A 25,727-nucleotide genomic window follows, 5' to 3' on the forward strand; every position below is an offset into this window, starting at 1 on the left:
GCCCCCGGACACCCGCCAGCAGTTCAGCGCAGACGTTCAGCCAGGTGCCGGCGCACCGAGATCGCGCTGCCGAGCCAGCCGAGGAAGGCCGCGAAGCCGAGGATCGCCGCGCTCTCGGGCAAGCCCGGGCCGCTCAGCGCGAACACCGCGCCGTAGGTTTCCGCGAGACTCGCGACCGGACGGCCCAGCGCCTGCACGGTCGCCCACACGGTCGCGAGCGCCACGCAACCGCCGAGCAGCCCCTGCAGGCTGCCGAACCAGTAGAACGGACGGCGGATGAAGGGATCGGTCGCGCCCAGCAGCCGGCTCACGTCGATCTCGTGGCGCTGTGTGAGGATCTGCAGGCGGATCGTGTTGAAGGTGACGATCACCAGCGCGAAACCCAGCAGGCCCGCGAGCAGCAGCACCGCCGAACGGCCCAGCCCCAGCAGCGCATGCAGGCGCTTCACCCACGCGGAGTCGAGCTGCACGTGGGCGACGCCCGGCCAGGCGGCGAAACGCGCATGCAGGCTGTCGTACAGCGCGGGATCCTCGCCGCGCGGCGTGACGATGAAGGCATCCGGCAGCGGATTGGCCGCGAGGCCGCCGAGCACGTCGCCCAACCCGCTCTTTTCGAGCTGGTGCAAGGCCTCGTCCTTGGTGACGTGGCGGTAGCCCGCGAGCTGCACATCCCCCCGCAAGCGCCTTTCGGCCGCGGCGATGTCCTCGGCGGACGCGTCCTGCATCATGAACACGCTGATCTCCGGCGTCCCCGACACGCCGCGCGCGAGCGAGGCAACGTTGTCGATGAGCAGGTAGCCCGCGGCCGGCAGCGACAGCGCGATGCCCACGACCAGCGCGGACAGCAGCGTGCCGAGCGGCTGCGAGGCGAGACGGCGCAGCGCCTGCGCGAAGGCGCGGCCGTGCAGATAGAACCAGTTACTCATCTGTGCACCCTCGCGCTAAGCGCGGTCCCGCCAAGCGGGACTGAGCGCTCCTTGGGGCGGCCCGGCGAAGCGCTCATGCGCCCACCCCCTGCAGCAGCCCCTTGCTCAGCACCAGGCGGCGCGGGCTGTGCTGCGCGAACAGGCGCTCGTCGTGCGTCGACACCAGCACGGTGACTCCCGCGGCGTTGAAGGACTTGAAGAGGTTCGCGATCTCGTTCGCGTAGGCGGTGTCGAGGTGCGCGGTCGGCTCGTCGGCGATCAGGATGGTCGGGCGATTCACGATCGCGCGTGCGATCGCGACGCGCTGCTGCTCGCCGCCCGACAGGCCCGCCGGCATCTCGCGCTCGCGCCCCGCCAGCCCGACGCGCTCGAGCGCCGCCGCGACGCGCTTCACCGCATCGCGCGCCGGATGCCCGGCGATCACCAGCGGCAGCATCACGTTGTCGTACACGCTGCGGTCGTACAGCAGGCGGTGCTCCTGCAGCACGAGGCCGAGGTTGCGCCGCAGGTAGGGAATCGCACGCGGGCGCAGCGCCGGGACGTCCTGCCCGTTGATGCTCACGCTGCCCGACGTCGGCCGCTCGATCGCGGCGATCAGCTTCAGCAGCGTGCTCTTGCCCGCCCCCGAGTGGCCCGACAGCACCGCCAGCTCGCCGTGGCGGATCTCGAAGCTGACGCCCGCCAGCGCCGTGTAGCCGCCGGGGTAACGCTTGACGACCTCGTTGAAGACGATCATGCCGCGCCGCCGGCTCCTGCGACGGGTTCGAACAGCGCCTCGACGAACTCGCGCGCGTTGAAGGGCTGCAGGTCGTCGATGCCCTCGCCGACGCCGATGAAGCGCAGCGGACGCGGATACTGGCGCGCGATCGCCGCGACGACGCCGCCCTTCGCGGTGCCGTCGAGCTTCGTGACGACCAGCCCCGTGACGCCGATCGACGCATCGAAAGCCTTCACCTGCGTGAGCGCGTTCTGGCCGATGTTCGCGTCCAGCACCAGCAGCACCTCGTGCGGCCCGGACGGCTCGGCCTTCGCGATCACGCGGCGCACCTTGGCAATCTCTTCCATCAGGTGCAGCTGCGTCGGCAGGCGCCCCGCGGTGTCCGCGAGCACGACGTCGATGCCGCGCGCCTTGGCCGCATTGATCGCATCGAAGATCACCGCCGCGGCGTCGCCGCCTTCCTGCGCGATCACCGTGACGTTGTTGCGCTCGCCCCAGGTCATCAGCTGCTCGCGCGCCGCCGCACGGAAGGTGTCGCCGGCCGCCAGCAGCACGCTCTTGCCCTGCGACTGGAAATACTTCGCCAGCTTGCCGATCGAGGTCGTCTTGCCGGAGCCATTCACGCCCGCGATCATGATGATGTAGGGCGCATGCCCGGACACGTCGAGCGGCTGCTCGAGCGGCTGCAGCACCGCCAGCAACTCTTCCGCGAGCGCGCTCTGCAGCTGGTCGGCGGTCTCGAGCTTGTCACGCTTCCAGCGCTTGCGCAGCGCGTCCAGCAGGTGCTGCGTCGCCTCGACGCCGCAATCGGCCATCAGCAGCGTCGCCTCCAACTCCTCGAGCAGGTCCTCGTCGATCTTGCGCCGGCCGAACAGGCTCGCCAGCCCGCCGCCGATCTGCTGCCGCGTGCGCGACAGGCCCGCCTTCAGGCGCTCGGTCCAGGAGCGCTTCACCGCCGGCTCGGCGGCGGGTGCGGGGGTCGGCGCGGGGGTTGCTGCGGGCACGTCCGGCGTCGCGGACGGCACGGCCTCGGCCTGCGGCTGCGCCGCCGGCTCGGGCTTGGGGGACTTCTTCAGGAAACCAAACATGCTCACTCGGGTCTCTGGTGAGGTTCTAACTTCGGCGGACGCCGAACTGCCAATAACGCTAAGATGCGGCTTCGCGTCGATTCGGATGCCCGGATCGCGGGCGACGTGAGCCGAGAATTCTACCAGATGCAGGACATGTCCATGTTTCGCCAGACCTTTCCACGCGCCGCACTACTCGCCGCCGCACTCACCGTCGCGGCCGGCCCGCTGCATGCCAATCCGTTCGAGACCACGCTTGCGAACGGCATGAAGATCATCGTCAAGGAAGACCGCCGCGCCCCGTCCGTCGTCCACATGGTGTGGTACGGCGTCGGCTCGATGGACGAGCCCGCGGGCGTGTCCGGCATCGCCCACCTGCTCGAGCACATGATGTTCAAGGGCACCGACAAGGTCGGCCCGGGCGAATTCAACAAGCGCGTCGCCGCGATCGGCGGCCGCGACAACGCCTTCACGTCGCAGGACTACACGGCCTACTTCCAGCAGATCCCGTCCGCGCGCCTCGCCGACGTGATGCAGCTCGAAGCCGACCGCATGAGTAACCTGAAGATCACCGACGCCAACTTCAAGCCGGAACTCGCGGTCGTGAAGGAAGAGCGCCGCCTGCGCACCGACGACCAGCCGCGCTCGCTGGTCAGCGAGCAGCTCATGGCGACCGCCTTCCAGGCCAACCCCTACGGCCGCCCGGTCATCGGCTGGATGACCGACCTCGACACGATGACCTCGGAAGACGCGCGCAAGTGGCACCGGACCTGGTACACGCCGGGCAACGCGCGCCTGGTCGTCGTCGGCGACGTCGATCACAAGGCCGTGTTCGAGATGGCGCGCAAGTACTACGGCCCGATCAAGTCGCACGCGCTGCCGCCGCGGCGCATCACCCCGGAACCCGAACAGCTCGGGCCGCGCGAAACCGTCGTCAAGGCGCCGGCGGAGCTGCCCTACATCGCGCTCGCGTGGCGCGCGCCGACGCTGCACGACCCCGACAACGACCGCGACGTGCACGCCCTGAAGGTGCTCGCGGCGATCCTCGACGGCTACGACGGCGCCCGCCTGCCGCGCCGCCTCGTGCGCGAGACCAAGGTCGCCGTGTCGGCCGGCGCCGGCTACGACGGCACCGGCCGCGGTCCGCAGCTCTTCATCCTCGACGGCGCCCCGGCCGCCGGCAAGACGGTCGCCGACGTCGAGGCCGCACTGCGCGCCGAGATCGAACGCATCCAGAAGGAAGGCGTCGCCGAGGACGAACTGCGCCGGGTCAAGACGCAGACCGTCGCCGGTCAGGTGTACAAGCGCGACTCGCTGATGGGGCAGGCGATGGAGATCGGCTTCCTCGAATCCACCGGCCTGTCCTGGCGCGACGACGACAAGCTCCTCGAAGGCATCCGCAAGGTCACCGCCGAGGACGTGCAGGCCGTCGCCCGCAAGTACTTCACCGACAACACCCTCACCCGCGCCCGCCTCGATCCGCTGCCGCTGCCCGCCGACGCGAAGCCGCGCGCAGCTACCCCGGGAGCGAGGCACTGACATGCAGACGAAGCCCATGACCGCGTTGCGCCGCCTCCGCCCCGACTGCCGCCCCTTCCGGGCCCTGCTCGCCCTCGCCGCCGTGATGATTCCGCTCGCGAGCCTCCCGGCCGCAGCGGTCGGCCCCGACATCAAGCACTGGGACGCCGCGACCGGCGCGCGCGTGTATTTCGTCGAGAGCCACGCCCTGCCGCTGGTCGACATCCAGATCTCCTTCCCCGCCGGCAGCGCCTACGAGCCCGAAGGCGGCAGCGGCATCGCCGGCCTCACGCGCGGCCTGCTCGACGCCGGCACCGAAGGCCTCGACGAACAGCAGATCGCCGAACGCATCGCCGATACCGGCGCACGCATCGGCGGCGGCGCGGATACCGACATGGCGACGCTGTCGGTGCGCACCCTGTCGAGCGCGACCGAGCGCGACGCCGCGATCGCGCTGGCCGCCCGCCTGCTCGCGAAGCCGACCTTCCCCGCCGACGTGCTCGAACGCGAGCGCGCCCGCGCCATCGCCGGCCTGAAGGAATCCCTCACCCAGCCCGACACCCTCGCGTCGCGGCGCTTCATGGCGATGATCTACGGCAGCCACCCCTACGGCCGCTCGACCACCGTCGAGTCGCTGCAGTCGATCACGCGCGAACAGCTGCAGGCCTTCCACCGCACGCACTACACGGCCGGCAGCGCGGCCGTGACCATCGTCGGCGACGTGAGCCGCGACGAGGCCGACGCGATCGCGCGCCAGCTCACCGAGGGCCTGCCGGCGGGCGCCCCGCCGGCGCCGATTCCCGCGCCGCAACTGCCCGCGCGCGGCACCGAGCACATCGCCCACCCGTCGGCGCAGGCCCACATCCTCATCGGCATGCCCGGCATGAGCCGCGACGACCCGGACTACTTCCCGCTGCTCGTCGGCAACTACGTGCTCGGCGGCGGCGGCTTCGTGTCGCGCCTGATGAAGGAAGTGCGCGAGAAGCGCGGCTTCGCCTACAGCGTGTCGAGCTACTTCCTTCCGCTGCGCGTCGCCGGCCCGTTCGAGATCGGCCTGCAGACGCGCGGCAGCCAGGCCGACGACGCGTTGAAGGTGAGCACCGACGTGCTGGAGGACTTCATCGCCAGGGGGCCGACCCCCACCGAACTGAAGGCCGCGCGCGACAACCTCGTCAACGGATTCGGCCTGCGCCTCGACTCCAACCGCAAGATCCTCGACTACGTCGGCATGATCGCGTTCTACCAGCTGCCGCTCGACTGGCTCGAGACCTACCCGAAGAAGGTCGCCGCGGTCACGGTCGAATCCGTGCGTGACGCCTTTGCACGCCGCGTGAAGCCCGCCAACCTCGTCACCGTGGTCGCCGGCGGCGACGGCGACACGGCGGTCAACGGTGGCGGCGCGAAGAAGGCGGGCCGCGGGAATTGAGCCGGGTCCGCATCGTCGGCGGCGCGTGGCGCTCGCGCCTGATCGAAGTCGCCAACGTCCCCGGCCTGCGCCCGACGCCCGACCGCGTGCGCGAGACGCTCTTCAACTGGCTCGGGCAGGATCTCGACGGCCTGAGCTGCCTCGACCTCTTCGGCGGCTCCGGCATCATCGGCTTCGAAGCGGCCTCGCGCGGCGCGGAGCGCGTCGTGATCGTCGAGTCGGACGCCCGCGCCTTCGCCGCGCTGCGCCGGGCCGCGGAGAGCCTGCCGGCATCGCAGGTAGAGCTCGTCCGCGGCGATGCGCTAGAATTCGCGCGAACCACCTCCGACAGGTTCGACGTGGTGTTCCTCGACCCGCCCTACAACAAGGGCTGGGTCGAGCGGCTGGAGCCCTGGCTCGGCCGGGTACTGAAGCCGGACGGCTGGATTTACGCCGAATCTGAAACAGCAGTGGCAGAACTGGCAGGATTGAGCACGGTCAAGGCAGGCCGCGCCGGCCAGGTGCATTTTCATCTTCTGCATGGGAGGCAGGAATGAAGGAAGGGGTGGCGATCTATCCGGGGACCTTCGACCCGTTCACGCGCGGGCACGAGGATCTCGTGCGGCGTGCGTCGCTGCTGTTCAACAGGGTGGTCGTCGCCGTCGCCGAGAGCCGCGGCAAGGGCCCGATCTTCACGCTGGCCGAGCGCGTCGAGATCGCGCGTGAAGTGGTCGCGCCGTTCGGCAACGTGGACGTCGTCGGCTTCGACGGCCTGCTGATGGATTTCCTGCGCGCCCAGAACGCGCGCCTGATCCTGCGCGGCCTGCGGGCCGTGTCGGACTTCGAGTACGAATTCCAGATGGCCGGAATGAACCGGAAGCTCTTTCCCGACGTCGAAACAGTGTTCCTGACGCCGGCGGAGGAGTATATGTTCATCTCGGCCACGATGGTGCGCGAAATCGCCCGTCTCGGTGGCGATGTGAGCAAGTTCGTGCAGCCCGCGGTCTACCAGCGGCTGCTGCAGAAAGTTTCTGTGAAGTGAAAACGAGGAATTGAAAGATGGCACTGATGATTACGGACGAATGCATCAATTGCGATGTGTGCGAGCCGGAATGTCCCAATGGCGCGATCTCCCAGGGTGACGAGATCTACCAGATCGACCCGAACAAGTGCACCGAGTGCGTCGGCCACTTCGACGAACCGCAGTGCCAACAGGTGTGCCCGGTCGACTGTATCCCGCTGAACCCGGACGTCGTCGAGACCAAGGATCAGCTGATGGAGAAGTTCAAGCGCCTGACCGCCGCGAAGGCCTGACCCCCCCGGCCGGCGCCGGAGGGTTCACGAAAAAGCGGACCGCAAGGGTCCGCTTTTTTCGTTCACGCCGGCAAGCGGTGCGCCGCGCAGCCGCTCAGGCGGCGCACCCCTCGGGCACGGCGGCGGGTGCGCCTGCCGCTTCGGCCGCCCCCCCCAGCACCGAACGGATGCCTTCGGTGATGTCCTTCAATTCGGCCAGCTGACGGAGCATCGCCGCCTCGGCCTGCTCCAGCTCCGCGACGCGTTCCTCCAGCGTGTCGGTCGCCTGGTGGATGCGCTTGACGCTTTCCAGGCGGCGCTTCAGCTGCAGCTGATACTCGCGCACCTGCGTCTCCAGCGGCGACATCACCGCGCGCAGCCACTGCTCGACGTCACGGTTGGCGACCTCGAAGGTCCGCCGCGCCTCGACCGCCACGGTCTCGAAGAACTTCTGCGTGAGCGCGTGCTTCTCGGTCGTCACCAGCGCCAGCGCGGAATTGATCTGGCGGTTGAAGGCGGACTCCAGGCGGTCGAGCTCGCGCTCGTAGCGCAATGTCGAAAAGGACTCGGGCGCGGCGAGCTTCAGCCCGTGCTCGACACTGAAGCGCTTGTACATGCTGTCGAGCATGCGCGTGATCTCGGCGATCTCGTCGGACGAGCGCGCCAGATTGCCGCGCAGCGAGGCGAAGAAGCTCTCCATCGCCTGACGCAGGCCCTTCGTGAAGGTCGACTCCATCATCGCTTCGCGCGTGCGCCGCGTCTCGTTGCGCAGCGTATCCATGCCGAGGTGCGCGAGCAGATTGTTCGTCAGCGTCGAGAACACGCTGCGCACCGCGTAATACTTCTGCAGCCCCTGCTCGAACTCGGCCTTCTCGCTGCGGATCTTGCGCATCATGTACTCGATGACGCTCTGGTTCTTGCCGCGCAGGTCCGTCAGCTCCTGCAGCTGCTCGCGCAGCCCCGACAGCCGCGCCCCCAGCAGCGTGGCCGTCTGCCGGGCCAGATCGTCGACCTCGGTGAGCGTGCTGTCGCGCACGATCTCCTGCTTGGTGGGCAGCAGGTCCTGGGCCAGCGCGCGCTCCAGCTCGCCGAGGCGGCTGCGCTCGACAAGCGCCGCATCCCCGGAAATGCGGCCCACCAGCCCCTTCTGCGCCGACACCGGGAACACCGTCGCCTCGGGAACCTCCAGCGTTTCCGCGACCGACCGCACCTGGCGCGCGATCTCCGCGTCGATCTGCGGCGCGTCGCGCAGCCCGTCCCACAGCCCGTCGATCTTGTTGAGCACGACGAGACGGCCCTTGCGCCGGCTCTGCCCGCCCTGCACGTATTCGCGCCACACCGCCATGTCGCTCTGCGTGACGCCGGTGTCGGCCGCCAGCACGAAGAGCACCGCGTGGGCGTTGGGCAGCAGCGACAGCGTCAGCTCCGGCTCCGCGCCGATCGCGTTGAGGCCCGGCGTGTCGAGCACGACCAGCCCCTGCTCGAGCAGCGGATGCGGAAACTGGATCACCGCGTGGCGCCAGCTCGGGATCTCCACCAGGCCATCGGCGCCCGGCTTGAGCCCCTTCTCGCCGTTCTCGTCGATGTCGAACCCGAGGCGCGACGCCATCTCGGTCGTGACCCGCTCGGTCTCGCCGACGCGCGCGAAGGCCTGCTGCAGGTCCGTGAGCGACTCCGCGTCGAGCCGCAGCACCATCCACTCCTCCGGGAACTGCTTGAGCTCGCTCACGCTCGCGTGCGTCGCACGCGTACGGATCGGCAGCATGCGGATCTCGGCGCGCGCGCCGGCCGTCCATTGCAGCTCGGTCGGACACATCGTCGTGCGCCCCGCGCTCGACGGCAGCACGCGGTCGCCGTGCCCCGAGAAGAAGATCGCGTTGATCAGCTCCGACTTGCCGCGCGAAAACTCCGCGACGAAAGCGACCGTGAGCTTGTCATCGCGCAAGCGATCCAGCACGTACTGCAGCCGCAGGTCGCCCTGCACATCGCCGAGCTCGTTGCGCGACAGCCACTGCCGCAGGCGTCCCACGGCGGAAGCGGCATCGGCACGCCACCGGCTGTAGGCGGAAAATTGATCCACGAGGGTCATGAAGGTCTCGCTCGCGCGGGCCCGGGGGAGCCGTCGCGCACAGGTTTTTACATCGCGTCAGCATAGCGCCGAATCCGGCGCCATCCAATGCGTGAAAACGCCTGCTCGACCGACGGCATACCGGCGCCGACGAACGCCGGCCGGCGGGCGCGCATCGCCGCTGCCGTACCCCGATTACATGCGCTGGCAGCGCGGGCAGAAGAAGGTCGAACGCTGGCCGCACACCACGCGCTGCACCGCGGTGCCGCACACGCGGCATGGCAGCCCTTCGCGACCGTAGACGAAGTATTCCTGCTGGAAATAGCCCTTCCTGCCGTCGCCGCCGACGAAGTCGCGCAGGGTGCTGCCGCCCGCGGCGATCGCCGCCAGCAGCGTTTCGCGCACGGCCTCGACCAGGCGCGCGAGGCGCCGCGGGCCGACGCTGCCGGCCGGCGCGAGCGGGTGGATGCGCGCGCGGAACAGGCTCTCGGACGCATAGATGTTGCCGACGCCGACGAGACGATGCCCGTCCATCAGCGCCTGCTTGATCGGCGCCCGCACGCCCTTGAACGCGCGATGCAGCCACGGACCGGTGAATTCGTCGCCGAGCGGCTCGATGCCGAGGCGCGCGAGCAGGGGGTGGGCGAGCGCGTCCCCCGGCTGCCACACGATGAGCCCGAAGCGCCGCGGATCACGCAGGCGCAGCGCACAGTCGCCGAACAGCAGGTCGACGTGGTCGTGCGCCCCCGGCGGCTGGTCGGCGGCGACCACGCGCAGGCTGCCCGACATGCCCAGGTGCACGATCACGCTGCCGGCGGGAAAATCGAGCAGCAGGTATTTCGCCCGCCGTCTCACGGCCTGCAGCGGCGCCCCCGTCACGCGCTCGCCGAGGTCGGCGGGCACCGGCACGCGCAGGCGCCCGTTGCGCACGCGCACGCCGGTCATGATCCGGCCGTCGATCGCCGGGCGGATGCCGCGGCAGGTCGTTTCCACTTCAGGCAATTCAGGCATTCACGACACTCGAAAGCAATGGGGGCAGGGCCGGATACCGGGGTGCGCAACCGACGCCCTTGCCCGCGGACGAGGAAACTGCATAACATCCGGCGAACGCATCCGCATCCGGGCCTTCTAAAAGACGACTACCGACGCACCGCGGCAACAGCATACGTCAGACACGACCGCAGGGCCGGTTTGAAGTTCGTGCAATTCCCTCTGGGCCAAGCCAATGAATCGCCTCCTCTCCTCGCTCACCTCCGGTCTGGGACTGGCCGTCGCACTCGCCTTCCCGGCCACATCACCTGCTGCGCCCTCCCCGGAGGAGCCGGCAGCAGTGACGCTGCCGGCGCAGGAACTCACGGCACGCACCCTGTACACCTTCCTGCTGGCCGAAATCGCCGGCGCCCGCGGTGAAATCGGCGTCGCCGTGCAGGCTTACGCCGACCTCGCGCAGCGCACGCGCGACCCGCGCATCGCGCGCCGGGCGATGGAAATTGCGCTGTACGCCCGCAACATGCCGGCCGCGATCGACGCGGCGCGGATCTGGTCCGAAGCCGATCCGTCGTCCGAGGAAGCGCGCCGCATCCTCGCCGGGCTCCTCGCCGGCGGCGACGGACAACTCGAGCAGGTGCAGGCCCAGCTCGCGCGCCTGCTCGCGCAGTCGCCGGAAAACATCGACAACCACCTGATGGGGCTGAACCGCGCGTTTTCCCGCGTGCAGGACAAGGAAGCCGTCAAGGGCATCGTCATGCGCCTGACAGAGCCCTACACGAGCCACCCGGAAGCCTACTTCGCACGCGCCCAGGCCGCCATTTCCGCCGGCGACGCGATGGAGTCCGTCGCCGCGATCGACACCGCGCTGCGCATGCGCCCGGACTGGGAACCCGCCATCCTGTTCAAGGCGCAACTGCTCTCGCAGTCCGGCGCCATGCAGGAAGCGATGCGGATCGTCACGGACTACCTGCAACGCCACCCCGACAGCCGGAATGCCCGCCTCGCACACGCTCGTGCGCTGGTGTCGACCAAGCAGTTCGAGGCCGCGCGCCAGGAGTTCCGCCAGCTCCTCGATGGCGCTCCGGACGACCGCGAGCTGATGTACGCAGTGGGCCTGCTGTCGGCCCAGCTCGAAGACTACGACACCGCCGCGACGCAGCTCGAACGCGCGCTGAACGCCGGCCATCCCGACGACGACAGCATCCGCATCAACCTCGGCCAGGTCGCCGAGCGGCGCAAGGACAGCGCCACGGCCCTGCGCTGGTACCGCGCCGTCGAACCGGGACCGCAGCATCTCGACGCGCAGCTGCGCATCGCGTCGATCCTCGCGCGTGACGGCAAGGTGGCGGAAGCGCGCGAACACCTGCACAACGTCAAGACCGCCGACGAGGCCGACCGCAAGCGCCTGCTGCTGGGCGAGGCCCAGATCCTGCGCACCGCGGGCAAGGAGGCCGAAGCGTTCGAGCTGGTCGACGGCGCCCTGCGCAGCAACGAGGACGACACCGACCTGCTGTACGAATCGTCGATGCTCGCCGAAAGCCTCGGCAAGCTCGAAGTCATGGAAGGGCGGCTGCGCAAGCTGATCGCGCTGCGCCCCGAGTTCGCGCACGCCTACAATGCGCTGGGCTACTCCTTCGCCGACCGTGGCGTGCGCCTCGAGGAAGCCGAGGCGCTGATCGTGCGCGCGCTCGAACTGACGCCCGACGACCCCTTCATCCTCGACAGCATGGGCTGGGTGCGCTTTCGCCGCAACGACCCCACCGGCGCCCTCGCCCACCTCGAAAAGGCCTACGGGCTGCGGCAGGATCCCGAGATCGCCGCCCACCTCGGCGAAGTCCTGTGGAACCTCAAGCGCCCGGCCGACGCATCGCGCGTCTGGGACGAGGCGCTGAAGAACAACCCCGACAACGATGCGCTGAAGTCGGTCGTCAAGCGCCTGCGCGGCCAATGAGGCGCCCCCTCTCCCGCGCAGCCCGGCAGGCTGCGACGGCGGCACTCGCGACGCTGCTCCTCGCCGGCTGCGCGAGCCAGGCGGCGCGCAACCTGACGGCCGCGCCCCGCCCCACTGCCAGCGCCTTCGAGCTCGAAGGCCGGCTTTCCGCGAGCGACGGCGAGCGCGCCGCGAACGGCGCCCTGACCTGGTCGCACTCGCCCACCGCCGACGAATGGACCGTCTACAGCCCGCTCGGCCAGATCGTCGGCCAGCTCGTGCGCACGCCGCACGGGGCGATGCTGCTCACCGCGGACGGGCGCACGGAACGGGCGGACGACGCCGACACGATCCTGCCCCGCCTCCTCGGCGTGCCCGCCCCGATCGACGGCCTGCAACACTGGGTGCAGGCCACCCCGCGCCCCGGCGCACGCGTGCTGAGCCTCGACGCGGCCGGCCGCCCGGCGCGCATTTCCGACGCCGGCTGGATCATCGACTACATGGAGTACGCCGGCCCCGCAGCCGACGCCCCGCCGCGCCGCATCGACGCCGAGTGGGGCCAGGCCCGCATCCGGCTCGTCATCGACCAATGGACACCCCGCCGCTGACCCGCCTCGAACGCTGCCCCGCACCGGCCAAGCTCAACCTCTTCCTGCACGTCGTCGGCCGCCGCGCCGACGGCTACCACCTGCTGCAGACCGCCTTCCGCATGCTCGACTGGGGCGACAGCCTCACGTTCGCGCTGCGCGAGGACGGCGCCGTGCGCCGCACGACCCCGGTCGCAGGCGTGCCCGAGGCGCAGGATCTCGTCGTCCGTGCGGCCCGGCTCCTGCAACAGGCGAGCGGCAGCCGCCTCGGTGCCGACATCTCGATCGACAAGCAGCTGCCGATGGGCGGCGGCCTGGGCGGCGGCAGCTCGGACGCCGCCACGACGCTGATCGCGCTGAACCGCCTGTGGGGCACCGGCCTGGGCCGTGCCGCGCTCGCGCAACTCGGCCTGCAGCTCGGCGCCGACGTCCCCTTCTTCATCTTCGGGCGCGACGCCTTTGCCGAGGGCGTCGGCGAGGAACTGCAGGCCCTGCCCTTGCCACCGGCCTGGTATGTGGTCGTCGCCCCGCCCGTGACAGTGCCCACCGCAGAAATTTTCCGCGCGCAGGAGTTGACGCGCGATACGGAACCAATCAGAATTACGGACTTCGCAGCAAGCACCACCCGTAACGATTTGCAGGCAGTTGCATGCAATCTGTATCCCGCGGTCGGTGCTGCAATCGAGTGGCTGGCGCAGTCTGCGCCCGCGCGGATGACCGGATCAGGCGCCTGCGTGTTTGCCGAGGTTGGCAGCGAGATGGAAGCAAGTGACATCGTCGAAAAATGCCCAGCGCCGATGCGGGCATGGAAGGCGAAAAGTCTGGCGAGACATCCGCTCTACGACTGGCTCGATTGAGCGGGCGAAAGAGGTTTCATTGGGGAGTCGCCAAGTTGGTCAAGGCACCGGATTTTGATTCCGGCATTCGAGGGTTCGAATCCTTCCTCCCCAGCCAACATACCCGGGCAGGCCTCGCGCCTGCCCGAGTCGTTTTTACCCTGCCATTCTAGCGGCATCGGAGATTCGGACATGGCCTACGGCAGCCTGATGGTCTTCACCGGCAACGCCAACCCCAAACTCGCGGCGGATGTCGTGCGCAGACTGGGCATTTCCATCGGCTCGGCCACGGTGGGCCGCTTCTCCGATGGCGAGGTCAACGTCGAACTGCTCGAGAACGTGCGCGGCAAGGATGTCTTCATCCTGCAGCCGACCTGCTCGCCGACGAACGAAAACCTGATGGAACTGGTGGTCCTCGTCGACGCCCTCAAGCGCGCGTCGGCCGGCCGCATCACCGCCGCCATCCCCTACTTCGGCTATGCCCGGCAGGACCGCCGCCCGCGTTCGGCGCGCGTGCCGATCACCGCAAAGGTCGTCGCCAACATGCTGCAGGCCGTCGGTGTCCAGCGCCTGCTGACGATGGACCTGCACGCCGACCAGATCCAGGGCTTCTTCGACATCGCGGTCGACAACGTCTACGCGGCGCCGGTGCTCCTCGCCGACCTCGACAAGCAGAAGTACGACGACCTGCTGGTCGTGTCGCCCGACGTCGGCGGCGTCGTGCGCGCCCGCGCCTTCGCGAAGCGCATGGAATGCGACCTCGCGATCATCGACAAGCGCCGCCCGAAGGCCAACGTCTCCGAAGTGATGAACATCATCGGCGAGGTCAAGGACCGCACCTGCGTGATCATGGACGACATCGTCGACACCGCCGGCACGCTGTGCAAGGCCGCCACCGCGCTCAAGGAGCACGGCGCCCGCCGCGTGCTCGCGTACTGCACCCACGCTGTGCTGTCGGGCGCCGCCGTGTCGCGCATCTCCGACTCGGACCTCGACGAGCTGGTCGTCACCGACACCATCCCGCTGCGCGACGACGCCAAGGCCTGCCCGCGCATCCGCCAGGTCTCGGTCGCCTCGCTGCTCGCCGACACGATGCTGCGCATCAGCAACGAGGAATCGGTCAGCTCGCTGTTCATGGAATGAATTTCGTCCCCGGTGCTGCCGGGGATTCAACCCATCCGTCTGGTCGCGGACGGATCGTTTCAACCAGGAGTATCACAATGCAAATCGAATTCAAGGCCACCAAGCGCGTGGAACAGGGCACGGGTGCGAGCCGCCGCCTGCGTCGCGCCGGCCGGATCCCGGGCATCATCTACGGTTCGGGCGACGTCCAGACCATCTCGATGGATCACAACGAGCTGTACCACCTGCTGCGCAAGGAAGCCTTCCACGCCTCGATCCTGTCGGTCGACGTCGAAGGCGCGAAGCAGGCTGTCCTGCTGCGTGACACCCAATGGCACCCGTTCCGCCAGCAAGTCCTGCACCTGGACTTCCAGCGCGTCGATGCGAGCCAGAAGATCCACCTCAAGGTGCCGCTGCACTTCGTGAACGGCGACGCGAGCCCGGCCGTCAAGCTCGGCGGCTGCATGATCTCGCACACCATCACCGAAGTCGACGTGCAGTGCCTGCCGGGCAACCTGCCGGAGTTCGTCGCAGTCGATCTCGCCAACCTGCAGGCCGGCGAATCGATCCACGTGTCGCAGCTCGCGCTGCCGGCCGGCGTCGAGCTGGTTGTGCACGGCGAAGGCGACCCGGTCGTCGCGACCGCCGTCACCGTCAAGGGTGCCGCCGCTGAAGAAGGCACCGAAGGCGAAGCCGCCTGAGGCTGACGCCTCGGGCCGCACCGCCGGGATGACGCAGGGACCGACACGATGAGCGCCGCCGCACCGCGTCTCATCGTCGGCCTCGGCAATCCCGGCGGCGAATACACCGAGACCCGGCACAACGCCGGGTTTTGGTTTTGTGAGCGCCTCGCCGACGCACTCGGCGTACGTTTCAACTACGAATCGCGTTTCCACGGTCTGGTCGCCAATGCGCGCGACGCCGGCGTCTGGCTCTTGATGCCGCAGACCTTCATGAACCGCTCGGGCCAGGCCATCGGTGCGCTCGCGCGTTTCTACCGCATCACCCCGGCCGAGATCCTCGTCGTGCATGACGAGCTCGACATCCCCCCCGGCCAGCTGCGCCTGAAATTCGGCGGCGGCCTCGGCGGCCACAACGGCCTCAAGGACACCTCGGCCCATCTCGGCACCAACGACTACTGGCGCCTGCGCATCGGCATCGGCCATCCGGGCGACCGCAACGAGGTCGTGAACTTCGTGCTGAAGCCCGCGCGCCGCGAGGAGCAGGTCCTGATCGACGAAGCCATGGAACGCGCCCTCGCGACCTGGCCGATGATCGCCCGCGGCGAGTGGAACACCGCCAGCACCCGACTCAATGCCCGCCCGGCCGCGCCGAAGCCGGCGAAACCCAAGGACGAATCGCGCTCATGAGCCTCAAATGCGGAATCGTCGGCCTGCCCAACGTCGGCAAGTCGACCCTCTTCAACGCCCTCACGAAGGCCGGCATCGAAGCAGCCAACTACCCCTTCTGCACGATCGAGCCCAACGTCGGCATCGTCGAGGTGCCGGATCCGCGCCTCACGGCGCTGTCCGAGATCGTCAAGCCGCAGAAGGTGCAGCCCGCGATCGTCGAGTTCGTCGACATTGCCGGCCTCGTCGCCGGCGCGTCCAAGGGTGAAGGCCTGGGCAACCAGTTCCTCGCCAACATCCGCGAGACCGACGCGATCGTGCACGTCGTCCGCTGCTTCGCCGACGACAACGTCGTGCACGTCTCCGGCACCGTCGACCCGATCCGCGACATCGAAGTGATCGACACCGAACTCGCGCTCGCCGACATGGCCACCGTCGAGAAGGCCGTGAACCGCTACAAGCGCCCCGCCGCCGCGGGCGACAAGGACGCCAAGATCCTCGTCGCAGTACTCGAGAAGTGCCTCGCCCAGCTCAACGAGGCGAAGCCGGTACGGGCGCTCGACCTCAGCAAGGAAGAATGGGCGAGCCTCAAGCCCTTCTGCTTGATCACCGCGAAGCCCGTGCTGTACGCCGCGAACGTCGCCGAGGACGGCTTCGACAACAACCCGCACCTCGACGCCGTGCGCACCCACGCGAAGGCCGAGGGCGCCGAGGTCGTCGCGCTGTGCGCCGCGATCGAGGCCGAGATCGCCGACCTCGACGACGCCGACAAGAAGGACTTCCTCGAGTCGATGGGCCTCGAGGAACCCGGCCTCGACCGCCTGATCCGCGCCGGCTACACGCTGCTGGGCCTGCAGACCTACTTCACCGCGGGCGTGAAGGAAGTGCGCGCGTGGACGATCCACGTCGGCGACACCGCCCCGCAGGCCGCCGGCGTGATCCACACCGACTTCGAGCGCGGCTTCATCCGCGCGCAGACCATCGCCTACGCCGATTTCATCGCCTACAAGGGTGAAGCGGGCGCAAAGGAAGCCGGCAAGATGCGCGCGGAAGGCAAGGAATACGTCGTAAAGGACGGCGACGTGCTGAACTTCCTGTTCAACGTCTGAGCGCCCTCCCGCCGCACCCCGAAAGGCCCGGTTCGCCGGGCCTTTCCATTTCCGGCAGCCTCAGAACGGCACCGGACTGACGAACTTCATCGGCTGCTTCGTCTCGGGATGATCGAACGCAAGCATTGCCGCGTGCAGGTGCAACCGGGGGTGCCGTTCGGCGCTTTCGGGCGGCGCGTACAGCGTGTCGCCGAGGATCGCGTGGCCGATCGTCATCATGTGCACGCGCAGCTGATGCGAGCGGCCCGTGACTGGCTCGAGCTCGACGCGCGAGACTGCATCCGCGCCCATCCCGCTGCGCTCGATGACGCGGTAGTTCGTCAACGCACGCCGGCCGTTCACCGGATCCACCATCTGGCGCGGGCGGTTCGGCCAGTCGACGATCAGCGGCAGGTCGACCTCGCCGTCCTGCGACAGCACGTGGCCATGCACGAGCGCGAAGTAGCGCTTGTCGACCTGGCGCTTCTCGAAGGCCATGCTCAGGCGGCGATGCATCTCCGCACCGCGGGCGAGGACGATCAGCCCCGAGGTATCGAAATCCAGCCGATGCACGATGCGGGCGTCCGGCCAGGTCGCCTGGACGCGGGCGATCAGGCAGTCCTGCTTGTGTTCGCCGCGCCCGGGCACGGAGAGCAGGCCGGCGGGCTTTTCGGCGACGATGATGTAGTCGTCGACATAGACGATCCGGGGTTCGAGGTGCGGCACGGTATCTGGGGCGTGAGCAAGCGCGCACGAGGCGCGGGCGACGGGTTATTGCGAGACGGCGATTTTACTGCCCGGTGCGCGTGCCTGTGGGGTGCTTGCGAAAGGTCCACAGCGCGTTGCCGAGGTAATGCCAGCCGAGCAGGATGCCCGTCGTGACGATCTGTGCGACGAGGTAATGCACGCCGACGAGATCGACGAAGAGATACATCAGCAGCGCGTTCCAGCACAGCCCCATGCCGGCGACCGCGAGAAAGCGCGGCAGCGCCTCGACGTGCGCGCGGTCGGAGCGGAACACCAGCGCGCGGTTCATCGTGTAATTCACGAGCGCACCGAGCAGGAAACCGGCGACCGAACCGGCGACCGGGTCGACGCCGACGCCTTCGACCAGCGCGAGGAGCAGCGCGTAGTGGGCGACGGTGCCGACCGCGCCGACTGCCGCGAAGCGCAGGAAGCGGCCGACGTGGCGCCGGAGACGATCCGTGTCGTTCATTGCGGCGGGCGCGGTTCGCGATCGGCGCCGGTGAGCATGCGACGGTCGCGGACCACGGCGAGGGGAACGCCTTCGCGCGAGACTTCGCCGATGATCCTGCCCTTCATCGCCGTGTCGCAGTCCATGTGCGTGGGCGACAGGAAGAAGTCGGCCGCACGCCAGTCGCGCGTGACCTCCAGCCCCGGCGCAAGCCAGGCCGTACCTTGCACCGCCTCCGCGCACACGGCGACGGTCCAGGTGCGCGGCGCGACGCCTTCGGCCGCGACCCGGGCGTTCAGGAGCCCGGCCGCCTCGCGCAGCGCGTCGCCCCAGTAGTCCTGCTCCCAGCGCTCCTGGGTGCCGCGCAGGCCGCCGGTGAAGCCGTTGTACGCGACGTATTCGTAGGGATGCAGGCGCACGAGCGTGACGAGATGGGCGACGGCCAGCAGCACGCACGCTCCTGCCGCAACCAGGCGCAGGGCCGGCCGCGGCGCGAGGCGCATGGCGGTCGCGACGAGCCCTGCTCCGCCGAGCACCGCCAGCGGCGGCAGCAGGAAGGTGAAGTGCCGGATGCCGTTGTACAGCGGCGGCGCGGCGACGAGCGTATAGGCGAGCGGGAAACCGGCCGCGAGCGTCACCGGCAGCCAGCGCAGTGCCTGCAGGCGCGCCGCGGGCGACGCGAACAGGTCCGGCAGCTGGCGTAATCCGCTCAACACCGCGAGCGCGATACCGAGCAGGAACAGCTCGGGCAGGCGCACGAGCAGGTAGCTCGAGAGGTAGCGGCCGGGCACGTCGCCGTTCTTCATCACGACGCCGTCGAGGATCGTGTACAGCTCGAAGGAGAAATGCGAGAAGGTCGTCATCGCCTTCACGAGGTTGCCGCCCGACTGCACCGCCCACGGCCAGAACAGGCCCAGGAGCGCGAACGCAAGCGCCGCCGCGGGCAGCAGCGCGAGCACGGCGCGGCGCAGCACGGCGGTCCGGGCGCGCAGGTCCTGCCCATGCAGCCACGACGCGGCGAGAACCGCGACGCCGAGGTAGAACACCGCGAACACGGCGCCGACGCGCAACCCGAACGCGCAGCCGATCGCGACGCCGAGTCCGACGAGATCGCCCGCCTTCACCGCCGGCAGGCGCATCGTGAAGCGCGTGGTGAAATACAGCGCCCACACCATCGTCGCCGCGAAGGGCACGTCCTTGGTATGCGTGAACATCGCGCCGGACCACGCCCCGGTGAGCGCCAGCAGCGCGAGCGCGACCAGCCCCGCGGCCTCGCCCCTGAGCAGGCGCGCCAGCATCCAGGTGCCGGCGAGGCCCAGCAGGCCGAAGCCGGCCGACAGCAGGTGACGCAGGTCCCACACGTTCATCGGCACGATGCGCTCGAGCGAGGCCGCGATCAGGTCGAAGAGGCCGCCGTACAGGTAGAGGTTCTTGTACGCGAAGGCGCTGCGGTCGGCAAAGCCCGAGGCATAGAAGTCGAGCAGGAGGCGGCCGTAGACATGCTGCACCTCCTCGTCGTTGCTGATGCCGTGCTGGTCGAACGCGAACAGCACATAGGCGCCGAGGGCGGCGAACACCAGCAGCGCGAGGCGGAAGGCGAGCTGCGGCGACAGCAGGCCGGCGGATGCGGCCGGCGCGTCCGGCGTGAGGGCGGGAGCGTTCACTTCGCGGCCTCGTCGAATCCGATGCGCTCCGACACCAGGTACAGCGGGCGCTGCTTGACCTCGGTGAAGATGCGTCCGACGTATTCGCCGAGCACCCCCAGGCTGATCAGCTGGATGCCCGACAGGAACAGCACGGAGACGATGATCGACGCGTAGCCCGGGACGTCGATGCCCAAAACTGCGGTGCGCACGACAAGAAAGCCGCCGTACAGCACGGACAGGCCCGAGATGACGATGCCGATCATCGACCACACGCGCAGCGGCAGCGTGCTGAAGGCCGACAGGCCGTCGATCGCATAGCGCAGCAGGCGCAGCAGCGACCACGCGGAAGCGCCGGCGGCACGCTCGGCGGGTTCGAAGTCGATCGTTTCCTGGCGGAAGCCGACCCAGCTGGTGATGCCCTTCATGAAGCGGGTGCGCTCGGGCAGGCTGTTGATGGCGTCGACGACCGCGCGGTCGAAGAGGCGGAAGTCGCCGCCGCCCTCTTCCAGCGCGACTTCCGAGACGCGCTTGAAGAGACCGTAGAAGCCGCGCGAAAGCTGGCGCCGCAGCCAGGGATCGGTCTCGCGCGAGCGGCGCACCGCGGTGACCATCTTCGCCCCCTGCTGCCAGCGTGCGAGCATCTCGGGGATCAGCTCGGGCGGATGCTGCAGATCGCCGTCCATCAGCACGACGATGTCGCCGCGCGCGGCGCGCAGCCCAGCGGCCATCGCGGCCTCCTTGCCGAAGTTGCGTGCGAAGCGGATCGCGCGGATGGCCGGGTCGATGACCGCCAATGCCGCGACCTCGTCGAAGGTGGTGTCGCGGCTGCCGTCATCGACGAAGACGAACTCGTGCCCCGCCACCGGCAGCTCCGCGATGGCCGCCTTCAGGCGCCTGTGCAGTGCCCCGAGCGAGCCGCTTTCGTTGTACAGCGGAATCACGACCGACAGCAGCGGCGGGGAAACGGAAGACGGGGCGGCACGCAAGGCAGCGCTGGTGTTGGAAGGAGACACGTTATTCCGGCGAATGATGTGGGCGAAGCGGGTAAGCCTCGCAGGATAAACGCAAACAGGCTCTGGCGCGTTGACGGCGGAGCCGCTATAAGGGGGGCCATGACCGATCAGCCCCCTCCCGAACGCCGGCCGACCCGCCCGATCATCGTCTGCGCCGACGACTACGGCATCGCACCGGGCGTCAGCGAGGCGATCGCCGAACTCATCGGCGCCGGCCGCCTGTCGGCAACGAGCTGCATGACCGCCCTGCCCGACTGGAAACGCCGCGCCGGCCTGCTGCGCCAGACCGCCGCTCGCCACCCTGCGGACGTGGGCCTGCACCTGACGCTCACGGACCACCTGCCGCTGACCGCCGCCCCCGGCCTCACGCATGCCGGACGCCTGCCGCCGATGGGCCGACTGCTACCGCGCGCGCTGGCACGTGCCTTGCCGCGCCAGGCGATCCGCGATGAGCTGCGGGCCCAGCTCGATGCCTTCGAGGACGCGTGGAACGGCCCGCCCGACTACATCGACGGCCATCAGCACGCGCACGTGCTGCCGGGCATCCGCGAGGAGCTGGTCGCGGAGCTGCTGCTGCGCTACCCGTCGACGCCGGTGTGGGTGCGCGACTGCTGCGAGCCGCCGGCGCGCTGCGTGCGCCGTGGCACGGCGCTGCCGAAGGCGCTGCTGATCTCCTCGCTCGGGCTGGGGCTGCGGCACCTGCTGCGCCGCCACGGCCTGCCCGCCAACGACGGGTTCGCCGGCCTGCACGATTTTTCCGGGCGCGTTCCGTTCCGTACGCTGATGCGATCCTTCCTCGCCGGCAGCGGCCCCCGGCCGCTCGTGCACGTGCATCCGGGGCGCGTGGACGACGAACTGCGCGCCTGCGACGTCCTGACGACGCCCCGCGAGACGGAGCTCGCCTACCTGGCGTCGGCCGCCTTCGCCGACGACCTCGGGGACGCGGGACTTCACCCCGCCCGCTTCGCCGACTTCCGCCGCCACGCGTAGCCCCGCCGTCGCCCCTCATGCTCCCGCCACTTCCCCCGTACATCGGCCGCTTCGCCCCGTCCCCGACCGGGCCGCTGCACTTCGGCTCGCTCGTCGCCGCGGTCGGCAGCTACCTCGAAGCGCGCGCTCGCCGGGGCCTGTGGCTGCTGCGCATCGAGGATGTCGACGCGCCGCGCAGCGTCCCCGGCGCCGCCGACGGCATCATCGCGACGCTGGCACGCTTCGGCTTCGAGTGGGACGGCGACATCGTCTGGCAGAGCCGCCGCCTCGACGCCTACCGCGCCGCATTCGAGCAGCTGAAACTCGCCGGGCAGGTCTTTCCCTGCGCCTGCACGCGCCGCGAGATGGCCGATTCGGCGCTCGCGCGCGACGGCTCGCGCATCTACCCGGGCACCTGCCGCAACGGCCTGCCGCCTGGTCGGGCGCCGCACGCGTGGCGGGTGCGCGCCGAAGGCATCGTCGTGTTCGACGACCGCGTGCAGGGCCGGCAGGAGGAGGATCTCGCGCGCGACGTCGGCGACTACGTCATGCTGCGCGGCGACGGGCAGTTCGCCTACCAGCTCGCGGTCGTCATCGACGACGCGGACGCCGGCGTGACCGACATCGTGCGCGGCGCCGACCTCCTCGGCTCGACCGGCCGCCAGATCCACCTCCAGCAGCTTCTGCACCTGCCGACACCCGGCTACGCGCACCTGCCGGTCGTCGTCAACGCGGCAGGCGAAAAGCTCTCCAAGCAGACGCTCGCCGCGCCGATCGACATGCTGCAGCCCCCCGCCGCCCTCGCCGCGGCCCTCGAATTCCTCGGGCAGCGCCCGCCGGCCGGGCTGGGGAAGGGATCACTGGCCGAACTCTGGGCGTGGGCGATCGCGCACTGGGCACTGGCGTGCGTTCCGCGACGGGGGCAGGCCACCGCACCCGCGTTGCTCACGCCCGCGCACGGGTAAACGCACGCCGCCTCACCACGGGATCGGCTGGCAGTCGCGGAAGAAGCCGCCCGTCGGACCGTAGTCGGGCAGGGTCGCTGCCCACACCACGCATTCGACGCCCTCCTCGGGCAGCCGCGGCGCTTCCGGCCCCCCGAGATCGGTGCGGCACCAGCCCGGACACACCGAATTGACCTTGATCGAGGTCCCCGCGAGTTCGGCCGCGAGGATGCGCGTGAGCGCATTGAGGGCGGTCTTGGACATGCGGTAAGCCGGCGTGCCGGCATCCATTTCCGCCAGCTGCCCCATGCTCGACGCGAGGTTGACGACCCGCCCCGCGCGGCTTGCCCGCATCAGCGGCACCAGCGCCTGCGTCAGGCGCAGCGTTCCGATCAGGTTCGTCTCCAGCGTCTCGCGCACCTGCTCGAGCGGCAGATCGAGGATGCTCGTCGAATGGCGGTCGATCAGCACACCGGCGTTGTTGATGAGCACATCGACGCGACCGAAGCGCTCGGCGATCCAGTCGCGTAGCGCGGTCACCGACGCCTCATCGGTGATGTCGAGCTGGTGCGCCTCCACGACATGCCCGCTGATCCCGAGCTTCGAGCGCAAAGTCGCAAGGTCGTCCGGGTTGCGTGCCGTGGCAATGACGAGGTACCCGTCCATCATCGCGAGCCGGTGCGCCGCCGCGCGCCCGAGCCCGCGGCTCGCGCCGCTGACGACCGAGATGATGCGATCTTCCATGATGACGACTCCCGGCACGGCCCGCCCCGGACTCGGGAGGGCGGCCCGCCGCGGACAGGGATTTCAGGAGCGCAGGCGCGCGTTGAGCTGGTCGACGATCTCCGCCCAGTCCGCGTCCTCCTTCAGCTCCTCGGCGAGGAAGGCGGCCTGCTGCGGCGTCCAGAAAGGCGCCTGCGCCAGCTCGACGGCGCAGGGCAGCGGCGCATGTGCCGCAATGAAGCGGTCGATCGCAGAATCGTCCGACGGCAGCCCGAGCTGGGCGAACAGGTTGCTCATCGTGTGGAGCGGCTGTTCCATGGCACACCTCCTTGGTATCGACGCGCCGGCGAACGCATCGCCCCCTGCGCACTCCCCTTGGAACCGCGACGACGCGGCGAAGTTCAGCCGCCGCGCTCAGTCGTGCCGGCCGCCATAGCCCGCGATGCCGATTGCCAGGCGCACGCACTGGTACGCCAGCCAGCTCGCCGCGCGCCCCATGCGCGGCACTCGTCCCCAATCCTCTCGCCGCAGTTCGCGTGCCCCCACCTCCCGCGCGCGTTCGAGGCTCTTCCGCAATCGGCCGGCAAAGTCGGCATCCTCGATCACGACGTTCGCCTCGCGCGCGAGCAGCAGGCTGAAGGGGTCGATGTTGCTCGACCCCACGGTCGCCCAGCGCTCATCCACGACCGCCACCTTCGCATGCAGGTAGCTCTGCCGGTATTCGAACAGGCGGATGCCGCGGGCGAGGAAAAAAGGGTAGAGCGCGCGCGTCGCGTAGTGCAGCATCGGGTGATCCGACACCCCCTGGAGCAGCAGCCCCACTTCCACCCCGCGCTCCGCCGCATCCACCAGCGCCTGGCGAAAACGCCGTCCGGGGAAGAAATACGCGCACACGATCAGCACCTCCCGCCGGGCGGAACCGATCGCATCGAGGTAAGCCTCCTCGATGTCGCGGCGATGGCGCAGGTTGTCGCGGATCAGGAAGCCCGCGCGCACGCTGCCGGCCGGCTCGGTCCGCGCCGGCGCGACGAGCGGCTGCGGTTGCCGCCGGCGCAGCCCGGCCCACGCGACCAGGCGCCACACGTGATGCATCGAGTGCAGGATCGGCTCGACCAGCGGCCCCTCGACGCGCACCGCGTAGTCGTAGCGGGGATTGCGCGGACCGTCGTGCGTCAGGTCGTCGATGATGTTGATGCCGCCGACGAAGGCCACGCGCCCGTCGACGACCGCGAGCTTGCGGTGCAGGCGGCGTAGCCGGTGACGGCGCAGCGCGAAGTTCTTCAGCTCGCGGCGGTAGATCTGCACGCCGACGCCGTCGGCGAGCAGGCCCGGCATCAGCGCACGCACGAAGCTGCGCCCGCCGAACCCGTCCACCAGCACCCGGACGGCAACGCCGCGCGCGGCCGCGCGGCTCAGCGCCGCGGCGATCGTCCGGCCGACGCCGTCGTTCTCGAAGATGTAGGTCTCGAGGAAGATCTCCCGCTCGGCCGCTTCGATCGCCTCGTGCAGGGCGGGGAAATAGTCTGCGCCGTTTTCCAGCAGGGTGACCGCATTGCCGCCAACGACGGCGCTCACCCGGCGGGCTCCAGTTCCGCGGTCAAGGCCGCATGATCGGAGATCCGCGACCACGGCAGGCCGGAATGCACCGCGGCGCGGCTCACGGAAAAGCCTCGCACGTAGATGCGATCGAGCCGGAACACCGGCATCCTGCTGGGGAAACTGCGCGGCGGGCGTCCCCGCCCGGCTTCGAACGCGTCGCGCACGCGCAGGCGCTCGACCAGCAGGTCCTGCGCCCGGTTGCGCCAGTCGTTGAAATCCCCGGCGATGATCAGGGGAGCGCCTCCCGGCGCGAGGTGCTCCATGCGCGCGGCCATGGCCTCCATCTGCCGTCGCCGGCTGCCGGCAAACAGGCCGAGGTGCGCACACACGCAATGCACCGGCTGTTCGATTCCGGGCACCTGCACCTCGCAGTGCAGCAGCCCGCGACGCTCGAAGCGGTGATCGGAGACGTCCTGGTTGTTCGCAGAGACGATGGGAAAACGGCTCAGGATCGCATTGCCGTGATGGCCGTGGTCATACACGGCGTTCCCGCCATAGGCCGTCTGATGCCACACGTCCTCGGCGAGAAACTCGTGCTGTGGCGGCTCGGGCCAGTTCGGATGGCGGCTCGCATGCCCGACGTGCAGGCCCTGGACCTCCTGCAGGAAGACCAGATCGACATCCAGGCTGCGCAGGCGATCGCGCAGTTCGTGGATCACCATGCGGCGATTGAACTGCGAGAACCCCTTGTGGATGTTGTAGGTGCAGATGCGCAGCTTCATGCTCCGGCCTCCGCACCGT

At 69.5% G+C, this 25,727-nt stretch carries 27 protein-coding genes and 1 tRNA gene; 15 read left to right on the top strand and 13 right to left on the bottom strand.

Annotated elements, in window-relative coordinates; genetic code table 11:
* Positions 1-23: 23 nt before the first annotated feature.
* From ftsX to ftsY, 3 genes are all read right to left on the bottom strand, one after another.
* A complete protein-coding gene (ftsX, locus tag GPA22_RS07525; protein WP_169255474.1) occupies positions 24-926 on the bottom strand; it encodes a permease-like cell division protein FtsX in 903 nt (300 codons plus the stop codon).
* A 73-nt stretch (positions 927-999) separates the two neighbouring features.
* Positions 1,000-1,662, bottom strand: coding sequence for a cell division ATP-binding protein FtsE (locus GPA22_RS07530; protein WP_169255475.1), 663 nt, complete (start codon positions 1,660-1,662; stop codon positions 1,000-1,002).
* Complete coding sequence (gene ftsY, locus GPA22_RS07535; protein ID WP_169255520.1) at positions 1,659-2,732, bottom strand: signal recognition particle-docking protein FtsY; 1,074 nt, start codon at positions 2,730-2,732, stop codon at positions 1,659-1,661. Before ftsY ends, GPA22_RS07530 begins: the two co-directional genes overlap by 4 nt.
* A gap of 141 nt (positions 2,733-2,873) precedes the next feature.
* On the opposite strand from ftsY, the gene GPA22_RS07540 reads away from it, so the two are divergent.
* The 5 genes from GPA22_RS07540 to GPA22_RS07560 are packed head-to-tail and all read left to right on the top strand — an operon-like array spanning position 2,874 to position 6,948.
* On the top strand, positions 2,874-4,250 hold the full coding sequence (locus GPA22_RS07540) for a M16 family metallopeptidase (protein ID WP_169255521.1): 1,377 nt from the start codon (positions 2,874-2,876) through the stop codon (positions 4,248-4,250).
* A gap of 1 nt (position 4,251) precedes the next feature.
* Positions 4,252-5,655, top strand: coding sequence for a M16 family metallopeptidase (locus GPA22_RS07545; protein WP_211168991.1), 1,404 nt, complete (start codon positions 4,252-4,254; stop codon positions 5,653-5,655).
* Complete coding sequence (gene rsmD / locus GPA22_RS07550) at positions 5,652-6,191, top strand: 16S rRNA (guanine(966)-N(2))-methyltransferase RsmD (RefSeq protein WP_169255476.1); 540 nt, start codon at positions 5,652-5,654, stop codon at positions 6,189-6,191. The genes GPA22_RS07545 and rsmD overlap by 4 nt, the downstream gene beginning before the upstream one ends.
* A complete protein-coding gene (coaD, locus tag GPA22_RS07555) occupies positions 6,188-6,676 on the top strand; it encodes a pantetheine-phosphate adenylyltransferase (protein WP_169255477.1) in 489 nt (162 codons plus the stop codon). The genes rsmD and coaD overlap by 4 nt, the downstream gene beginning before the upstream one ends.
* Before the next feature lie 17 nt (positions 6,677-6,693).
* Entirely contained in the window at positions 6,694-6,948 is a 255-nt protein-coding gene (locus GPA22_RS07560) for a YfhL family 4Fe-4S dicluster ferredoxin (RefSeq protein WP_169255478.1), read from the top strand.
* Positions 6,949-7,042: 94 nt separating this feature from the next.
* On the opposite strand, the gene GPA22_RS07565 is transcribed toward GPA22_RS07560, so the two are convergent.
* On the bottom strand, positions 7,043-9,016 hold the full coding sequence (locus GPA22_RS07565) for a dynamin family protein (protein WP_169255479.1): 1,974 nt from the start codon (positions 9,014-9,016) through the stop codon (positions 7,043-7,045).
* Positions 9,017-9,190: 174 nt separating this feature from the next.
* The gene (mutM, locus tag GPA22_RS07570; RefSeq protein WP_169255480.1) at positions 9,191-10,006 is read right to left on the bottom strand and encodes a bifunctional DNA-formamidopyrimidine glycosylase/DNA-(apurinic or apyrimidinic site) lyase; all 816 of its coding nucleotides are present in this window, start codon (positions 10,004-10,006) and stop codon (positions 9,191-9,193) included.
* Between the two features lie 214 nt (positions 10,007-10,220).
* Here mutM and GPA22_RS07575 point away from each other — a divergent pair, with 214 nt between their 5' ends.
* From GPA22_RS07575 to ychF, 8 genes are all read left to right on the top strand, one after another.
* Positions 10,221-11,936, top strand: a complete 1,716-nt coding sequence (locus tag GPA22_RS07575) for a tetratricopeptide repeat protein (protein ID WP_169255481.1) — start codon at positions 10,221-10,223, stop codon at positions 11,934-11,936.
* Complete coding sequence (locus GPA22_RS07580; protein ID WP_169255482.1) at positions 11,933-12,523, top strand: outer membrane lipoprotein LolB; 591 nt, start codon at positions 11,933-11,935, stop codon at positions 12,521-12,523. The genes GPA22_RS07575 and GPA22_RS07580 overlap by 4 nt, the downstream gene beginning before the upstream one ends.
* Positions 12,505-13,359 (top strand): 4-(cytidine 5'-diphospho)-2-C-methyl-D-erythritol kinase, encoded by an 855-nt coding sequence (ispE, locus tag GPA22_RS07585; protein WP_169255483.1) that lies wholly within the window; start codon positions 12,505-12,507, stop codon positions 13,357-13,359. The genes GPA22_RS07580 and ispE overlap by 19 nt, the downstream gene beginning before the upstream one ends.
* A gap of 20 nt (positions 13,360-13,379) precedes the next feature.
* A tRNA-Gln gene (locus GPA22_RS07590) sits at positions 13,380-13,456 on the top strand.
* A gap of 74 nt (positions 13,457-13,530) precedes the next feature.
* A complete protein-coding gene (locus GPA22_RS07595) occupies positions 13,531-14,481 on the top strand; it encodes a ribose-phosphate pyrophosphokinase (protein WP_169255484.1) in 951 nt (316 codons plus the stop codon).
* 77 nt (positions 14,482-14,558) lie between these two features.
* Positions 14,559-15,161 (top strand): 50S ribosomal protein L25/general stress protein Ctc, encoded by a 603-nt coding sequence (locus GPA22_RS07600; protein ID WP_169255485.1) that lies wholly within the window; start codon positions 14,559-14,561, stop codon positions 15,159-15,161.
* Between the two features lie 48 nt (positions 15,162-15,209).
* Positions 15,210-15,830 (top strand): aminoacyl-tRNA hydrolase, encoded by a 621-nt coding sequence (gene pth, locus GPA22_RS07605; RefSeq protein ID WP_169255486.1) that lies wholly within the window; start codon positions 15,210-15,212, stop codon positions 15,828-15,830.
* Positions 15,827-16,918 (top strand): redox-regulated ATPase YchF, encoded by a 1,092-nt coding sequence (gene ychF / locus GPA22_RS07610; RefSeq protein WP_169255487.1) that lies wholly within the window; start codon positions 15,827-15,829, stop codon positions 16,916-16,918. The genes pth and ychF overlap by 4 nt, the downstream gene beginning before the upstream one ends.
* Positions 16,919-16,978: 60 nt before the next feature.
* Here ychF and GPA22_RS07615 read toward each other — a convergent pair whose 3' ends face one another.
* The 4 genes from GPA22_RS07615 to GPA22_RS07630 form a co-directional block, all read right to left on the bottom strand.
* Entirely contained in the window at positions 16,979-17,623 is a 645-nt protein-coding gene (locus GPA22_RS07615) for a pseudouridine synthase (RefSeq protein WP_169255488.1), read from the bottom strand.
* A 64-nt stretch (positions 17,624-17,687) separates the two neighbouring features.
* Positions 17,688-18,113 carry a GtrA family protein gene (locus GPA22_RS07620; RefSeq protein WP_169255489.1) on the bottom strand — a complete coding sequence of 142 codons (426 nt, stop codon included), beginning with the start codon at positions 18,111-18,113 and terminating at the stop codon, positions 17,688-17,690.
* Positions 18,110-19,756 (bottom strand): glycosyltransferase family 39 protein, encoded by a 1,647-nt coding sequence (locus tag GPA22_RS07625; protein ID WP_169255490.1) that lies wholly within the window; start codon positions 19,754-19,756, stop codon positions 18,110-18,112. The genes GPA22_RS07620 and GPA22_RS07625 overlap by 4 nt, the downstream gene beginning before the upstream one ends.
* Positions 19,753-20,751, bottom strand: coding sequence for a glycosyltransferase family 2 protein (locus GPA22_RS07630; protein ID WP_343035981.1), 999 nt, complete (start codon positions 20,749-20,751; stop codon positions 19,753-19,755). The genes GPA22_RS07625 and GPA22_RS07630 overlap by 4 nt, the downstream gene beginning before the upstream one ends.
* 99 nt (positions 20,752-20,850) lie before the next feature.
* Here GPA22_RS07630 and GPA22_RS07635 point away from each other — a divergent pair, with 99 nt between their 5' ends.
* Entirely contained in the window at positions 20,851-21,741 is an 891-nt protein-coding gene (locus GPA22_RS07635; RefSeq protein ID WP_169255491.1) for a ChbG/HpnK family deacetylase, read from the top strand.
* A gap of 17 nt (positions 21,742-21,758) precedes the next feature.
* Positions 21,759-22,685: a tRNA glutamyl-Q(34) synthetase GluQRS gene (gene gluQRS / locus GPA22_RS07640; RefSeq protein ID WP_169255492.1), complete on the top strand. Its 927-nt coding sequence runs from the start codon at positions 21,759-21,761 to the stop codon at positions 22,683-22,685.
* A 12-nt stretch (positions 22,686-22,697) separates the two neighbouring features.
* Here the strand turns inward: gluQRS and GPA22_RS07645 are convergent, their stop codons facing one another.
* The 4 genes from GPA22_RS07645 to GPA22_RS07660 all read right to left on the bottom strand — a co-directional run bounded on the left by GPA22_RS07645 (position 22,698) and on the right by GPA22_RS07660 (position 25,708).
* Positions 22,698-23,408, bottom strand: coding sequence for an SDR family oxidoreductase (locus GPA22_RS07645; RefSeq protein ID WP_169255493.1), 711 nt, complete (start codon positions 23,406-23,408; stop codon positions 22,698-22,700).
* A gap of 63 nt (positions 23,409-23,471) precedes the next feature.
* On the bottom strand, positions 23,472-23,705 hold the full coding sequence (locus tag GPA22_RS07650) for a DUF2789 domain-containing protein (protein ID WP_169255494.1): 234 nt from the start codon (positions 23,703-23,705) through the stop codon (positions 23,472-23,474).
* 96 nt (positions 23,706-23,801) lie between these two features.
* Positions 23,802-24,962: a cardiolipin synthase ClsB gene (gene clsB, locus GPA22_RS07655; RefSeq protein WP_169255495.1), complete on the bottom strand. Its 1,161-nt coding sequence runs from the start codon at positions 24,960-24,962 to the stop codon at positions 23,802-23,804.
* Entirely contained in the window at positions 24,959-25,708 is a 750-nt protein-coding gene (locus tag GPA22_RS07660) for an endonuclease/exonuclease/phosphatase family protein (RefSeq protein WP_169255496.1), read from the bottom strand. The genes clsB and GPA22_RS07660 overlap by 4 nt, the downstream gene beginning before the upstream one ends.
* Positions 25,709-25,727: the final 19 nt, after the last annotated feature.

This window comes from Aromatoleum toluvorans, from assembly GCF_012910905.1.
Taxonomy (GTDB): Bacteria; Pseudomonadota; Gammaproteobacteria; order Burkholderiales; family Rhodocyclaceae; genus Aromatoleum; species Aromatoleum toluvorans.